Source organism: Desulfobulbus rhabdoformis (assembly GCF_016919065.1).
Lineage (GTDB): Bacteria > Desulfobacterota > Desulfobulbia > Desulfobulbales > Desulfobulbaceae > Desulfobulbus > Desulfobulbus rhabdoformis.
On the sequence record NZ_JAFFQA010000156.1, the window covers coordinates 1 to 549 of the forward strand.

Sequence of the window (549 nt, forward strand, 5' to 3'; positions counted from 1 at the left end):
CCTCGATGGCGAACTGCCAGTTCTGGTAAAGGCTCTTGGGCATGTTTCCGCTTCTCATAGCCGTGTTCTCCCGTTAGATGATTTCTTTGAAGTCCGCGCCGGTGCTGGTCAGGATGAAGTTCAGCTCAATGAACTCCGCCGTCTTGGTCGGCTTGACGAACACGCGGGCCACCATTTCGTTGCGGTCGATGACCGCCGGGGTATTGGTCTCCTCGTCGCACTGGAAGGCGAAGTCGTAGAGGCCACCCTTGTCCTTGATGTCCTGCAGGAAGGGATTGATCAGGCGGCCGAGGGCACGCCAGGTCTGGGGATGATTCGGCTCGAACACCACGAAGCGGGAGGATTCCGAGATGGCTTCCTCCATGAACATCATCAGACGGCGCACGTTGATGCGGTCCACGGCCGAGGGCTGGCTTTGCAGCGTCTTCTGGCCCCAGATGTTGATGCCGGTGTCGGGGAACACGGCGATGACGTTGACCCCTTCCGGATAGAGCACATCGCGCTCGCCACGGCTGGTCTTGTAGGCCAGGGAGAGCGTGTTGAAGATGC

Annotated in this window: 1 protein-coding gene; it reads right to left on the reverse strand. The window is 59.6% G+C overall.

Features of this window, described 5'->3' with window-relative positions; genetic code table 11:
• Nucleotides 1-73: 73 nt before the first annotated feature.
• The coding region (locus JWJ90_RS22895) for a phage tail sheath C-terminal domain-containing protein (protein WP_275889175.1) at nt 74-549 on the reverse strand (476 nt) is incomplete at its 5' end.